Genomic DNA, 12504 nt, shown 5'->3' with positions numbered 1-12504 from the left:
TCATTTGACTTGACATCTACCGAACCGCCGCAGCCCCAGATGTGGATGGTTTTTCCTAGGTAGGCGCTGGTAGGACGGCTGGTGTCGCGTCGGGTTGTGACGCTGTCCCGTTCGTCGGACACGGTGCACCACTCCACAGGTGTCTGGATGTCGAGCGCCTCAGTATCGATTCTGATCATGGGGTCGCGGCGCTGGCGGACGAGTCGCCGCAGTTCGTCGGCCGTTGTGGCGGGCACTCGGCCTGCGAGGAGATGCGGCGGTCCGCCGGTGGGGTGAGGGACCGCGAGGATGAACATTTGGGGTGTGCGCGCCGGGTTTCGGATGGCGGCAGCCGCGAGCGCCGCGAGAAAGGCCTCTGCTTGAGGCCGGGGCCGCGGAGTGACGGGGGCCCCGGGCGCGCTCGCGGTGTCGAGCCGCGTCAGCAGGTCGGATAGCCGGGTCCCCGCGCCGAGAGGTAGGGGGCCTGCTACCTGGAAGAGCACGGTTCGGTGCTGGTCTGGGTGACCGCCGTCGTAGTGAAGGTCATACCGGTGCGGTGATCGCACCGTGAGGAAGGCGGGTCGCGCCTTGGCCGGCGTGCCGGATTCACGAACGACGATGGTGGGGGTGCCCGGCGTGCGATGGAGGATGCCGCCGACGGCGTGGTGTAGGGCCGCGTCGGGGTTGAACCGTGCTGCCGCCGCGTCTGCCAGCCAGTCGTGCAGCCGATCGATCGCACCGGCGAATCCTCGCTGCGGGTTCCACTCCCGCGCAGGATCCAGGTAGATGCACAGCCGTCGCCCTTCTAGCACATGCGGGTAGCCAATGAACCGATCATGGTCGACCTCGACGCACGGCGGCACCGGCCGAATGGGGCCGATTCCCAGCAAGAACTCCTCGTACTCGTGCAGGGGAAGGCCGTGCGGGGCGCGGGGCAGGTCGGCGGTCCGCAGGCGGATGCGGGTTTGAACGAACCCGCGGTCGATCAGCCTGGGGCGGTCGAGCAGTCGGAACTCGCCCGGTAGGGCGCCTGCGACCGCGTCCAGCTCACGGACGGCTGACTCCTGCCAGTCCGTGAACCGGACACGCTTCCGCTTCGTCACCACCGGCTCGATTCGCTACCCGGCTCGACCGGATCGGCCGGACGAGGAGATGCGAGGAAGGTTGGTACCGCCGGTGAAGCCGGCCGCCGCTCCAGCGGCTCCGAACTTCCTGCTGGACGACGAGGCCTCCGGCGCCTGGAACTTGTCACCGAACAGGGCCTGCCACTTCTTGACGCTCTCCTCCTCGTCGGTCTCCTCGTAGGCGTCGCGGATCTCGGCCGCGTGCACGTGGATGCGGTCACGGAAGTAGGCGTAGGTCTCCTCGCTCCACCGGTGGTCGAAAGTGACAACCTGGTTCGACGGGTCGGCGATGGACGGCTTGGTGGGGCGTGCCTGGAGCCAGGCGTCCAGGTCGCCGACCATGTGCAGCAGGGCGGTGGGCAGGTCACTGTAGTAGCCGGGGTCAAGGATCTTCTTCCATTCCTCGACCTGCATCCCGAGAAGGGTGGTGAGGAGGATCGACTTGGTGCCGGTGAAGGAGTTCTTGTGGTCGCGCAGGAACTTCAGGAGGCGGATGACCTTGCGCAGCTTGCGGTTGGCGATCTTGTCCTTGTCTTTCATCCACTGGGTGAAGCCGGATGGGTCGGTGGTCTCGAACGCGTTGTCATCCCGGTTGATGATCACCTGACGGCCGTCGGTGAGGATGACGTACGGGACGATGTCGACGTGCATTCTGTTGTTCGCGTACTCGACGTACACGCAGCGGCACTTGCGGCTGTGCGGCATGTCGCCGTAGATCGAGTGGTGGTGGATGACCTTGTAGACAGCGTTGATGTACTGCTGCACGTCGTCTGACCAGTCGGCCTCCTCCGTCATCTGAACGAGGAAGTCGGCGTCGAACGGCTTGCCGTTCTGCGGGCTGATGATCGTCTCCTGTGCCCAGGAGCCCTGCGGGATCTTCTTGACGAGTCGCGGGCCGAGGTCCGGATCCGCTTTGAGCGCCGCGTAGATGGCATCGACGCGGCTGGCGAGCAGGTCCAGGTTGTACTGGCTGAGGTTGACCGTGTTCTTCATGAAGCTGTCGAAGTAGTCGGTATGTCTCATTGGGCGTCCCCCGTGGTGGTTACTGGCGATGCGGTGACCGGCGTCTCCGATCCGGTCGTGTGCGTGTGGGCGAGGTCGAAGCGGTGGCCGGTCACGTGTTGACCTGGACGACAGGCGTGTAGGTGTCGCCCTGCCGCTCGTACACCTCGGTGGGAGGCTGCGCCCCGCGCATGAAGGCGCGTCCCATCTCGATGACGGAAGACAGCGGCGCGGCAGCGACGAGGTGCCACCTCGCGGCTCCAGGGCATGTCGCTTCGACTTCGGCGAGCAGGTTCCGCCAACGGTCGGCGAAGTTCCGCAACGTGTCCGGGTGTGCGAAGAGACCAGGACCGAAGCGATCAGCCTCGGGCCTGATCTCGAAGTACGGCAGCCCCCGCAGTGCATCCGGGAGGTTGGTCTTCTGGACCTCCGCGGTGAGGGAGGCGGCGAGGACGACCTCCGTGGCCGGGGCGGAGTCCAGGGTGGCGACGGTAGAGAAGTCGTGGATCGGGGCGGTCTTGTCCCAGCGCCAGCCCTGGTCTCCGTCGCGGTGCTTCTGGTACAGCTGCGTGTCCGTCTTGTCGTCAAGCCGAGAGCCCAGGTACACGAGCAGCGGGATCGGAGCGATCGCGAAGATCGACAGGTGGTCGACCTGCCCGCTCGCGACCGCCTGCTCGACGAGTCCCAGAGTGTGGTTGATCTCTTCCTGGCCGGCGATCCAGTAGGAGGAGCGGCTCGGGTCACCGGGGATGTGGCAGACGAAGTCTCCCTGCCATCGGCCGTCCGCGAGGCCGAGATAGCCGTCGGACAGGAGCGCGTCGGCTGTCTGCCGCTGAGACGCGAAGGCCGTGGCCCCCCGCACCAGACCGCCCATCCGGATCACCGCGGTCCGCCGCAGCCCACCGCTGGTGGCGGCCACCCGGACACGATCCTCATGCGCCTTCTTGAGACCACGGAGCCGCTCGGTCGTGAAGTACGGGGCATGATCCTCATCGTCGATCAGACGGTGGCAGGCGTGGCAGAGCAGCAGGAGGTTCTCCTCCGCTTCCCGATCCGCGAGTTCTTCGGCCATCCCGCGGGGCGAGCCAGGAGTGGCCGTGGCGCCGACGTTGTGCGCCAGTTCTCCGACCAGGACGGTGTGGAAGAAATTGCGGTGCTCGAGCAGGCTGGTGGAGCACATGACGCAGCACCCGGCGGCTCGCGCCCAGACAGCGAGTCGCACCGCGGCCTTGATGCTTCCCCGCTTGACGGAGGTGTCCCGGACCTGGTTCAACGCCATAGATCAGAAGCTACCGGGAGGGTCCGACAGATCCGGACGGCCATACGCCACCACGTCATGTCATAGGCGACCTCACCGCTGACATGCTCGCCGAAATCAATGGCTCATGACCGGTCGGGCGGGGCTGACCGACGACGCCCCGCCGCCCAGCGCGATGTCCGTCGCTGCAGCACGAGCGAGATGAAGACCTCGCGGCAGCGGTCTGCCAATCACAGCGAGTGGGCCCCGTCCGAGCCACCGCGTCCTGCCACTCAAGCATAGTGTTCAGGCGGTACGATCCGATCGGCCACATAGAGACGCGATCAGGCCGCGCACTGCTGGGGGTCAGGGCCTGCGGATGGCGCCGGGTGGCGCCGGTCAGCACCGCTCTGGCGTGACCCTATCTATCCGGCCCGACAAGCAGCGCGGTCATCCCCATCGGCTCTTACCCGATCTTCCTGGCATTCGCGTTGCCGTTGTATCGTGCCCGTCGGATCTTCGCGTGGGCGGGTTCGATGGACACGGTCGGGCCGTTGACCTGCAGGTTTAGGTTCGCATTAATGCTGGTTGGGTGCACTCGGCCTTGTCGATGAACATCGACAGACGTTACGACCTGCAAGTTTTGAAGATTCCGTAGAGTCGGACACCAACGGCGTCGAAGGCAGCAGCGCTCCGACCTGCTGGTTTGGGTTCGAGCCCTGTTGGGCCCGGGCCCGGACAGCTTCTTGATCGCAGCACTCACGCGGGGATGAATCGAAGATCGAGATTGAGCGCTGTCCGCCAAAATTCGAGGCCGCGGGCCGTAGGCTCGGCCGCACCCCGACTCTTGGCGAGCCGCGCGGCTCCTTCGCAGACGCGGTGATCGATCTGCTTCTGACTCGCCGGGCAGTGGTGGCATCCTTACCGGGTGACCGACGGGGGCAATGAGAGCGCCAACCCGCACTTTTTCGTGTCGTACGCCCAGGCAGACCGGGCGTGGGCGGAGTGGATCGCCTGGACGTTGGAAGATGCGCACTACCGGGTGCTGATCCAGGCATGGGACTTCGCGCCGGGGTCGAACTGGGTGTCGGGGATGCAGGAAGGTGTGGCCCGGGCCGACCGGACGATAGCGGTCCTCTCCGCGGACTATGCAGAGTCGGTGTATGGGGCGGCGGAGTGGCAGGCGGCGTGGTCAGCTGACCCGGCCGGGCAGGCTCGGAAAGTGCTGACGGTCCGGGTGACTGAGCATGGCCGACCCGGGTTGCTAGGCCAGATCGTCTCGGTCGATGTGTTCGGAGTCGATGAGGCGCGGGCGCGGGCAGAGCTGCTGCGGGCGGCCCGGTTGGCGGTGTCCGGCGGGCGGGGCAAGCCGGCGGTGGCGCCGCTGTTCCCGCCGGCTGTGCGGGCGGTTCCGGTTCCTGTGCCGTTTCCGAGCGGGTTGCCGGCGGTGTGGTCGGTGCCCTGGCCCCGCAATCCGCTGTTCACCGGCCGGGACTCCGAGTTGGCCGCGATTGCGGGCCGGCTTTCACGTGCAGAGGGATCGGCAGCGGTTCTGCCGCAGGCGCTGCACGGCCTGGGTGGGGTCGGGAAGACCCAGCTCGCCGTCGAGTACGCCTACCGGCATGCCACCAACTATGACCTGGTGTGGTGGGTGCCGGGTGAGTCGACCGCTCTAGCGGTGGGTGCGCTTGTCGAGCTGGCCAGCCGGGTGGGCGTGCCAGCTGCAGACAACGCGCTGGATCGGATCGCCGGGTTGATGGAGGTACTACGTCGTGGTGAACCGTTCCGGCGGTGGCTGGTGGTGGTCGACAACGCCGAGACGCCGTCAGACCCGTTCGGGATTCTGGCGGTAGCGGGCCGTAGCGGACATGTACTGGTGACCTCGCGGGATCCGGCGTGGGCGGGTTGGGCGCAGCCGGTGGAGGTGGACGTGTTGCCCGGCCCGGACGCGGTTCGCCTGCTCCAGCGCGGATGCGAACGCCTCACCAGTGCCGAGGCAGGTCAGCTCGCGGTGTCGTTGGGAAATCTGCCACTGGCGTTGGAGCAGGCGGGTAGCTGGCTGGCCACGACTGGGATGCCGGTAGCAACTTACGAGCGGCTACTTACCGACCGAACAGCGGAGCTTCTGACCCGCGGTCAGTCAGCCCGCTACTCGCTGCCGGTCACTGCCGCGTGGACCGTTGCCGTGGACAGGGTGAATGATCCGAGCACGGTTGACCTGCTGCGGCTGCTAGCCCGGTTCGGTCCGGAACCAGTACCGTTGAACCTTTTCAACCCCACTACCGAAGAGCTCGCCGAGCTGCCCTATGCGCTGGCCGACGTGGTCCACGATCCGCTGGCATTCGCCGACCGGGTGGCAGCAGTCTGCCGGCTGGGGCTGGTCCGCACGACCTCCGACGGGCTGGTCATGCATCGGCTCGTCCAAGCCGTCCTACGCGAGCACACCCCCACCGAACAGCGCGAACAGCTGCGGACCGCCGTGCATGCCCTTCTCACCGCCGCCGACCCCGCCGATCCGGGCAATCCGGCATGTTGGCCCCGCTACATCGTGCTGTACCCACACGCGCTGGCTGCCGGCATGCTCGACAGCACCAATGATGCCGCCCTCCGGTTGGTCCTGGGTATTGCTGAAGCCCTCCGATCCAGCGGAGACAATCACACTGCTGCCAGCCTCAGCAGGCAAACGTACACACTGTGGACGACGCAGCTCGGCGAGGATCACCCGGAGACGATCACCGCCATGCACAACCTCGCGTGTGTTGTGCGGGAACAGGGAGACTACCCGGCAGCACGGGCCCTGTTCGATGAGGTCCTCACCCGTCGGCGACGCATTCTCGGCGAGGACCACCCCGACACCTTCGCCACGGCACATTACCTCGCGCGGGTGGTCGGGGATCAAGGCGATTTGAGCGCATCGCAGGCAATATTCGATGATCTCCTGGATCAGTCTCGACGCATCCTCGGCGAGGACCACCCAGACACCATCGGCACCGCGCACGAACTCGCACGCGTGGTGGGAGATCAGGGCGATCACTCGACGGCACGAACGATGTTCGATGACGTCCTCACTCAACGGCGACGCATCCTCGGCGAAGACCACCCCTCCACCATCGGCACCGCACACGAACTCGCACGCGTGGTCCGCGATCAGGGCGATCACTCGACGGCACGAACGATGTTCGATGACGTCCTCACTCAACGGCGACGCATCCTCGGCGAAGACCACCCCGACACACTGACGGCCGCCAGCAATCTCGCGGGCGTGTTCCGAGATCTGGGTGACCCCGCGACAGCACGGGCAATCCTCGACGACGTCCTCACCAGATCCCGACGCATCCTCGGCGAAGATCACCCCGACACCATCGGCACCGCGCACGAGCTTGCGTTCGCTGTGCGCGATCAGGGTGACCCCGCGACAGCACGGGCAATCCTCGACGACGTCCTCACCAGATCCCGACGCATCCTCGGCGAGGACCACCCCTCCACGATCGCCGCAGCGTACGGGCACGCGGGCATGGTGCGGGATCAGGGTGACCCCGCGACAGCACGGGCAATCCTCGACGACGTCCTCACCAGATCCCGACGCGTCCTCGGTGATGACCATCCATTGACCATCTCGATGCGAAGCACGCTCGCCGAGTTTCCCAATTCCGACTAAACCAAGCCAATCTTCTTTGCGTTCGTGTTGCCGTTGTAGCCAGCCCGACGGATCTTCGCGTGGGCGGGTTCGATGGACACGGTCGGGCCGTTGACCTGCAGGTTTAGGTTCGCATTAATGCTGGTTGGGTGTACCCACCAGCGTGATCAAGCCTCTGACCTGCATGAGCAGGTTCGCGCGCGGCCCGGAGAGCTGGACGGCGTTCACACGCAGGACCCGGTCAGAGATGGCCCGCGGGTTCGGGTTCGTCCACCGCAGCACCCCTCGCAAGATCGAAATCACCGACCACAGCAGTGGGAGCTGCCGGGTCTGCGGGTGCCCGTGACCGCTGGGTCGCAACGAGATGTCGGACTTCCCGGGACGGAGACCACGTCGGTAGCAGGGCCAGCGGCGGGCACGGCTCCTACACTGGATGCATGACCGTGCGCGAGGAAGCACACCGGCTGCTTGACGCGCTGCCGGAGGACCGGCTATCCGAAGCCGTGGAGCTGCTGCGGCAATGGGCAGCAGCCGAGCACGGCGAGCGCCCCCGTCGCCGCTTCCGTACGACCGCCGTCTTCGACGGTGAGCCGGATCTGGGCGAGCGCGCCAAGGAAGTCGTGCGCGACGCGTGGGGTGCCGAGGGGCGCCGCACCGCGTGATCGTCGTCGACACCGGCCCGGTGGTGGCGGTCGCCAACCGCAAGGACGATCATCACCGGCAGTGCGTCGACCTGCTCCAGAACTTTCCCGGGCCACTTCTGCTCCCAGCTCCGCTCCTCTCGGAGATCGGCTACATGCTCTTCAGCCGGGCCGGAGCGAAGGCCGAGGCCAACTTTCTGCGCGACGTGGCGGACGGTGTCTACGAGCTGGCACCCGTCACGCCTGCCGACGCCCATCGGGCCGCTGATCTGGTCGAGCGGTATGCAAGTCTTCCGCTGGGCACCGCCGACGCCTTCGTCGTCGCGGTCGCCGAGAAGTTCCAGGCGGTGCATATCGCCACGTTGGACCGCCGTCACTTCAGCGTGGTCCGTCCAAGCCACGTCCCCGCTTTCACCCTGCTGCCGTAGCCTGCCGTCAGCCAGTTTTCCTGGTGTTCGTGTTGCCAGCGTAGCCGGCCCGTCGGATCTTCGCGTGGGTTGGTCCGATGGAGACCGTCGGGCCGTTGACCTGCAGGTTTAGGTTCGCATTAGTGCTGGTTGGGTGCACCCAACACCATGATCGGACCTGTGAGCTGCGGGAACAGGTTCGCGCAGGGATAGGAGAGGCCGAGAGCGGCTACGCCACCCGCTGATCTTTCGGTGCCTGCGGCCGCGCGCTGGAGTGCTGGGCCATCACAGTCGTTCAGGTACCAGGCTCGCCGGCTTCCGGTTTGGTGGGATGCTCCCAGATACCCGAGCCGAGCAGTCTGGTGTTCTCGATCGGCGGTAGGCCGTCGTCACCGGCGCGGAGTCGAGCGTAGAGGGAGCGCATCGCGGCGCGGTCGGGAAGATGCTCTCTGCCTGCCGCGCGTTCCAGAACGGTCAGCGTGCTCACCAGTCTCAGTCCGCCTACAGGCCTCCCCTGCGTCCGTAGCCGCTCCAGCCGCCTTCGTTCGGTGGTGGCGATCGCGGCGCCCACCCCGTCGTCGATGAGCACGGTGACCATCGCCCCGGTTTCGGCCGCGACGACGGCGTGAGCGACGACCATGGTCTCGCCCAGATCCCTGCTCTCCTTCATGCGCTCGTGCATGGGAAGCCGGCTGATCCGGGAGACGACAACCGCGAGCTCCGGGGTGACGTCGTCGGGGAGTATCTCGATCCAGGTCGGCGTCAGTTTGTTCCAGACCGCCTCGGCTGCGCGGAACCGAGGGTCGGAGCGGGCCTTGCGGACCACTTCGGAAGCGACGGTCTCCGGGGCGCTGAGCGGGCCGAGAACACTGATGAGCAGCCTTTCCTTGTTGACGGCGAGGAAGCTGAGAGCTGGCCCGGCGTCGACGACCGGCCGTACGGTCACCGTGTGGGGGCCGGGGAAGACTCGCCAGCCGCATCGTCGAGACCGCTCAGATCGATGTCGACGTCCGGCAGGTCGGCGCCGTCAGTCCACGCCCGGGGCGGCTCTCCTGCTTCGATGCCTGCCTCGCGTAGCTCCGTCTCCACAGTCGCGACCTCGATGCCGCGGAGCGTGGCCAGAGCCTGCGCGGAGACAACGTGTTCCAGATAGCCGTTGATCGCACGGGCGAGGAGCCGCTGCGGAGCCCGCCGCTGATCGGACTCGGCCTGCAGGGCACGGTACTGGTCGATCCAGCCGAACCGGGCCGCCAGCCACGGCGTGGCGACAGCTCGCCACTCCACTTTCACGGCTTCCGTGATGTATCCAGCCTGCTCCAAGGCGATCGCGGCGATCGGCGGGGATACTAGGAACCGTTGCGTCACCTGCGAAAGCAGCGCGAGGTCCATACCCTCAGGACCGCGGTCGCCAAGGAACCCGCGCAGCCCCTCCGCCGGTATGAGCAGGTGCCGGGCAAAGGCATCCGCCCGTACCTCCGCCGGTCGACGCTCGCTCCACGTTTCTTCCGGCGCCTCCGACCAGTCCTCGAACAGGACATGCGCCAGTTCGTGGGCGAGGGAGCTGCGCTGTCGCATGGGCCGGTCGGTCCGCGCCACGCCAATGAACACCGAGTTCCGGACTGGATCGCGCACTGTGAGCCCGTGCTCGTCCGGGCCTGCGTCGAGTACGGCCACGTCGATCCCGGTGGTCTGCTCGACGAGTGACACAAGATCGCCCAGGGCCTGTGCCCCCAGGCGATGGTCGCGGCGGAACTGCGCTGCCGCGTCCCTCCCGTCCGACTCGGCGCTCATGCCACCACCGGAAGCGGCGGGATGCCCTGGTCATCCAGATAGGCGTCCAGATCCAGGTAGTGCAACAGCTCCCGGCGCATCGCGGCCATCTCGGCATCGTTCGTGGCGCGGGCCGCGTACTGGGCACGGTCGGCCACCGATCCGACACCAGTAAGCTCCGCCACGGAATGACCGGTTGCGCCCGCGATCGCGATGATCTCCGTCATCTTGGCTACCCGATCACCAGCGACGATCCGGGACAGCGTCGGCTGCGAGATACCCGTGACCTGAGCCAAGGCCCGTTGGGTCAGCTGGGCAGCACTCATGGCGTGCCTGATCCGTTCACCCACACCGATCGAGTCCATACCACCACCCCCTTGAATCAGATCAAGCATACCCGATTCACGGCTGGTTCCGGCCCGTTCAACCGCACGCTTTGCAGGTCACCGAATCCGCTTCGGCTTCTCCGCCCCGGCGGGCATCGAAGATGCATCGCCGGGGCTGGTGGACCTTCAACGGCCCTGATCACGCGACCAAAGCACCACCGCGGACCGCGGACGCCGAACCTTCGGGCCGGCCGCGAGATCGCCGGCCGGGCTCAAACGGCCGCACCAGTCAATCCCTATCCGATCTTCCTAGCGTTCGTGTTGGTGGCGTAGCCGGCCCGTCGGATCTTCGCGTGGGCGGGTTCGATGGACACGGTCGGGCCGTTGACCTGCGGGTTTAGGTTCGCATTAGTGCTGGTTGGGTACACCACAGCCGGCCTGACCAGGCATGGGCCGTAGTAATACCAACGGGATCCGTCAAGATCAGCGGTCAGCGAGATGGTAACTTCGCCCCCCGCGATAGCGATCATCGAGAGAGCGGACCCCGTCTGACGGTTCCCGCTGGACACCTGAAACCAGAGCCTGGCCACCACCGGCCGATCCCACAAGACCCGGACTACCTACCGCAAAGCTGGCGTCACGCTGATCAACTGGCTCGCGACGCTGCCGGAGCCGCCGGCGGGCTGGACCACCCCGCGCACTGGCGCCGAGCGACCCGCCGCGCGGCCGATCGACGCGAGGGCCCAGAACACCCCGACGACCTCAACGAGCTGCGCGCGCGGCTGGAGCAGAGTGCCTGACACCCCCGAACCCTGGGTACTGGTCAACTTCGTCGAACGGCTCGACCTGTGTGATCGTGACGGAGTCACCAGCCGACGACCCGCGCCGTCTCGTGACCCCCTGGATCTTCACCCGTATAGATGATCCTTACCAGGGCATACGGTGCGAACCAGGCTCCCCGAACCTGTGGTTCGGCCCCCTACCGCAGTCCGAGCACACGGGGAGTGGGCCAGCGCTCTGCCACTCCTGCTGGATCGAGGAAGGCACCCACCGAGTCATCTGCGACACGTTCACCACGCTGACCCGCCCGCTTGTGAAACCAGCAGCGATCACATGCGGAAAGCCGAACAGCCCGCTGTAGAGGGTCGGGCCGACAACTGTTACCCCGATGAGCCTGTATACCCCGTGATGCGGCATGATGCGCAACGTCATTGGGCAACACGGGGGGCGGCCATGGCGCGACGGCGGCGGTGGGACGAGATGAGCCCACAGGAGAAACGACAGGGCTGCGGCTGCCTGATCGGGGCGTTCGTCATCCTGGTCATCATCGGTGCGATCGCCTCGGCCGGAGGCGACAGCACGAAGCCGACAGCAGCTGCGGCGAGCGCGGCGGCCACCACCAGCCCGCCGGCCAGCCCGGCCGCGGCCCTGGTCTGGTACGACGGCACCACGGAGCTGCGCGGGCAGATCGCCACATCGGCCGCGGCCGTCCGCCAGCACATCGCCGCCCAGGACGGCGCCTCCTTGCGGCCGGCATGCCAGGCCCTCGCCGCCCTGGCGCAGACCGCTCGCGACTACCCGGCCGCGCCAGACGCCGAGACCCAGCAGGCGTTCCACGTCGGTGCCGGCTACTATGCCGATGCCGCCCAGTGGTGCGACAAGATCTGGACCGGCGGGGGCGCTGTCACCCTCACCGTGCTGTGGGAGCGGACGACCAACGCCCTCGGCAACGGGGACGAACGCTGGCAGGAGCTGGCGCGCCGAGTCGGCGGCACGGTCGCGACCGCCGCACCCGCGACGACAGCCTCCCGCCCGCAGGCGACCGCCGCGGCGCCGGCCGCGACGACGCCGACGAGAACCACGAGCACCCCGCGGCCGGCGTCGATCGCACCCAGACCGCCGACGCCAGCGCCGGCTACGACAGCCAGCAGCGTCTACTACCGGAACTGTGACGCGGCACGCGCGGCCGGCGCGGCACCGATCTATCAGGGCCAGCCCGGATATCGGGCTGCCCTCGACGCCAATCACGACGGCGTCGCCTGCGAAACCCGCTGATCTGATTTGCATTCAACGTCAACGAAAACCAGCAGCGGGAGCGTGTGCTCCGCGTGTCGACATCGAGCCCGACAACTATTCTTCTGCCAAGTTCCTCCGGAACGTCACCATTGGTCGCCCCGGGCCGTTATAGTCAGCCACGGGGTCGCTGACCGTGAAACCGAGACGCCTGTGGAATTTGACTGAAGCTTCGTTGCCTGGTGCGGTGACCGCTCTGACCTCTCGGCAACCGCCTAGCCGGGCATGTCGAAAGAAGTCTTCGTAGAAAAACCGCGCCAGACCCGCGCCGTGACGGTCCGGCCGGACGGTAGATGTCAAGTCAAATG

General features: G+C 66.9%; 12 protein-coding genes. 4 read left to right on the top strand and 8 right to left on the bottom strand.

The features are described from left to right. From FrCorBMG51_RS23525 to FrCorBMG51_RS23515, 3 genes are all read right to left on the bottom strand, one after another. Positions 1-1082, bottom strand: a 1082-nt coding sequence (locus tag FrCorBMG51_RS23525; RefSeq protein WP_047225190.1) for a hypothetical protein, incomplete at its 3' end; no start/stop codon positions are given. 15 nt (positions 1083-1097) lie between these two features. After that, complete coding sequence (locus FrCorBMG51_RS23520; protein WP_047225189.1) at positions 1098-2126, bottom strand: SMODS domain-containing nucleotidyltransferase; 1029 nt, start codon at positions 2124-2126, stop codon at positions 1098-1100. 91 nt (positions 2127-2217) lie between these two features. Next, complete coding sequence (locus FrCorBMG51_RS23515) at positions 2218-3384, bottom strand: SAVED domain-containing protein (RefSeq protein ID WP_047225188.1); 1167 nt, start codon at positions 3382-3384, stop codon at positions 2218-2220. 886 nt (positions 3385-4270) lie between these two features. On the opposite strand from FrCorBMG51_RS23515, the gene fxsT reads away from it, so the two are divergent. The 3 genes from fxsT to FrCorBMG51_RS23500 all read left to right on the top strand — a co-directional run bounded on the left by fxsT (position 4271) and on the right by FrCorBMG51_RS23500 (position 8048). Next, a complete protein-coding gene (gene fxsT, locus FrCorBMG51_RS23510; RefSeq protein ID WP_052914985.1) occupies positions 4271-7000 on the top strand; it encodes an FxSxx-COOH system tetratricopeptide repeat protein in 2730 nt (909 codons plus the stop codon). A gap of 416 nt (positions 7001-7416) precedes the next feature. Further along, positions 7417-7641: a hypothetical protein gene (locus FrCorBMG51_RS23505; protein WP_047225187.1), complete on the top strand. Its 225-nt coding sequence runs from the start codon at positions 7417-7419 to the stop codon at positions 7639-7641. Beyond that, positions 7638-8048, top strand: coding sequence for a type II toxin-antitoxin system VapC family toxin (locus tag FrCorBMG51_RS23500; RefSeq protein ID WP_047225186.1), 411 nt, complete (start codon positions 7638-7640; stop codon positions 8046-8048). The genes FrCorBMG51_RS23505 and FrCorBMG51_RS23500 overlap by 4 nt, the downstream gene beginning before the upstream one ends. A 274-nt stretch (positions 8049-8322) precedes the next feature. Here FrCorBMG51_RS23500 and FrCorBMG51_RS23495 read toward each other — a convergent pair whose 3' ends face one another. The 4 genes from FrCorBMG51_RS23495 to FrCorBMG51_RS23480 all read right to left on the bottom strand — a co-directional run bounded on the left by FrCorBMG51_RS23495 (position 8323) and on the right by FrCorBMG51_RS23480 (position 10926). Beyond that, positions 8323-8973 carry a PIN domain-containing protein gene (locus FrCorBMG51_RS23495; RefSeq protein ID WP_047225185.1) on the bottom strand — a complete coding sequence of 217 codons (651 nt, stop codon included), beginning with the start codon at positions 8971-8973 and terminating at the stop codon, positions 8323-8325. Further along, positions 8970-9818 (bottom strand): ImmA/IrrE family metallo-endopeptidase, encoded by an 849-nt coding sequence (locus FrCorBMG51_RS23490; RefSeq protein WP_047225184.1) that lies wholly within the window; start codon positions 9816-9818, stop codon positions 8970-8972. Before FrCorBMG51_RS23490 ends, FrCorBMG51_RS23495 begins: the two co-directional genes overlap by 4 nt. Then, entirely contained in the window at positions 9815-10162 is a 348-nt protein-coding gene (locus FrCorBMG51_RS23485; RefSeq protein WP_047225183.1) for a helix-turn-helix domain-containing protein, read from the bottom strand. The genes FrCorBMG51_RS23490 and FrCorBMG51_RS23485 overlap by 4 nt, the downstream gene beginning before the upstream one ends. Before the next feature lie 581 nt (positions 10163-10743). Beyond that, a complete protein-coding gene (locus tag FrCorBMG51_RS23480; protein ID WP_047225182.1) occupies positions 10744-10926 on the bottom strand; it encodes a hypothetical protein in 183 nt (60 codons plus the stop codon). A gap of 430 nt (positions 10927-11356) precedes the next feature. On the opposite strand from FrCorBMG51_RS23480, the gene FrCorBMG51_RS30095 reads away from it, so the two are divergent. Beyond that, on the top strand, positions 11357-12178 hold the full coding sequence (locus tag FrCorBMG51_RS30095) for an excalibur calcium-binding domain-containing protein (protein WP_235433852.1): 822 nt from the start codon (positions 11357-11359) through the stop codon (positions 12176-12178). Positions 12179-12253: 75 nt separating this feature from the next. Here FrCorBMG51_RS30095 and FrCorBMG51_RS27640 read toward each other — a convergent pair whose 3' ends face one another. Next, complete coding sequence (locus FrCorBMG51_RS27640; protein WP_076845303.1) at positions 12254-12496, bottom strand: GNAT family N-acetyltransferase; 243 nt, start codon at positions 12494-12496, stop codon at positions 12254-12256. Positions 12497-12504 lie beyond the last annotated feature (8 nt).

Source organism: Protofrankia coriariae (assembly GCF_001017755.1).
GTDB classification, from domain to species: Bacteria; Actinomycetota; Actinomycetes; order Frankiales; family Frankiaceae; genus Protofrankia; species Protofrankia coriariae.
The sequence above is the reverse complement of the archived record's forward strand: the minus strand, read 5'-3'. Positions and strand labels throughout refer to the sequence as shown.